The 1661-nt window shown below is 74.7% G+C and carries 1 protein-coding gene; it reads left to right on the forward strand.

Translation table 11 applies throughout. The features are described 5' to 3' along the window. The coding region (locus HET64_RS38410; RefSeq protein ID WP_215111848.1) for a polyketide synthase dehydratase domain-containing protein at positions 1-1661 on the forward strand (1661 nt) is incomplete at both ends.

Here is a 1661-nt window from a genome sequence, read left to right on the forward strand (position 1 = left end):
CGGGGGACGAGGTCGGGTGCGGCCGGGTCGAGGAGTTGACGCTCCAGGCCCCGCTGATCCTTCCCGAGCGGGGCGGTGTGCGTCTCCAGGTGGTGGTCGAGGGTCCGGATGCCACGGGTGGCCGGCCCGTCGCCGTGCACTCGCGGCCCGACGACGGCGACACCTGGACCCTCCACGCCACCGGACTGCTCACCGAGCCCGCCGGCGCCGAGCCGGACGACCTGGCGGCCTGGCCGCCCGCCGACGCGGAGCCTGTCGATCTCGGCTCCTTCTACGAAGAGTTGGCCGCTGCCGGTTCGGCGTACGGGCCGGTCTTCCGGGGGCTGCGGGCCGCCTGGCGGAGTGCCGGGGAGGTCTTCGCGGAGGTGGCCCTGCCCGATGGGGTGGAGGCCGCCGGTTTTGGTGTGCACCCGGCACTGCTGGACGCCGCCCTGCACCCCATCGGCCTCGGCGGACTCGTGGACGCCCACAAGGGCGCCACTCTGCTGCCCTTCTCCTTCGGCGGGGTCGAACTGCACGCCTCCGGCGCGTCCGTCGTCCGGGTGCGCCTCACCCCGGTCGGGGGCGACTCCGTGTCGCTGTTCGTGGCGGACGCGGCCGGGGAGCCGGTGGTGTCCGTGACGGCGCTGACGCTGCGCCCCGTCTCCGCGGAGGCCCTGCGCGCGTCGTCCGCCGGCCATGACTCGCTCTACCGCGTCGACTGGGTGCCGCTCGCCGCCGCAGAGGGCCACGCGCCGGTCTCCGTCGTCCTCGGCGCGGCGTCCGAACTCGATGACGTCGCCGCCCGCGGAATCCCCGAACTCCTCGTTACGTACGTGGATCCCGCCGCCGACGTGCGACAGGCGGTCGGCGACACCCTGGCCCTGCTGCAACGACTCCTCGGCGACACCCGCTACGACACGACCCGTCTCGCGGTCGTCACCCGTGCCGGCGTCCTCGCCCACACGGCGGTGTGGGGTCTGCTCAGGACCGCGCAGACCGAGAACCCGGGGCGGTTCTTCCTGCTCGAAACCGACCAGGACCTGCACGACGCGGCCGAGGTGGCGGGCGCCGTGGCAACCGGTGAAAACCAACTCCGGATGACAGAAGGGCAGTTGTTCGGGCCTCGACTCGCCCGTGCTGCCTCCGCCGACACGCTGCCCGTACCCTCCGGCGCCCCCAACTGGCGGCTCGCGGTGCGCGGCGGCACGGGCACCCTGGAGGACCTGGTGCTGGCGCCGCTGCCCGACCCCGCCGACGAGCCCCTGCGCCCCGGCGAGGTACGGGTCGCCGTCCGCGCCGCGGGCCTCAACTTCCGCGACATCCTCATCGCCCTCGGCATGTACCCGGGCGGTGGGGCCGCGCCCGCGATCGGCAACGAGGCCGCCGGGGTCGTCGTCGAGACCGGGCCCGGCGTGCCGGACCTGCTGCCCGGAGACCGCGTGTTCGGGCTCCTGCCCGACTCCATCGGCCCCGTGGCCCGGACCGACCACCGGTTCCTCGCCCGGCTGCCCGAGGGCTGGTCGTACGAGACCGCCGCGGCAACCCCGGTCGCCTTCCTGACGGCGTGGATGGGGTTGGTGGATCTCGCGGGTGTGCGGGCGGGTGACGCGGTGCTGGTGCACGCGGGTGCTGGTGGTGTGGGGATGGCGGCGGTGCAGGTGGCGCGTCATCTGGGTGCG

The sequence above is a fragment of the Streptomyces sp. McG3 genome, from assembly GCF_018619185.1.
Classification (GTDB): Bacteria; Actinomycetota; Actinomycetes; order Streptomycetales; family Streptomycetaceae; genus Streptomyces.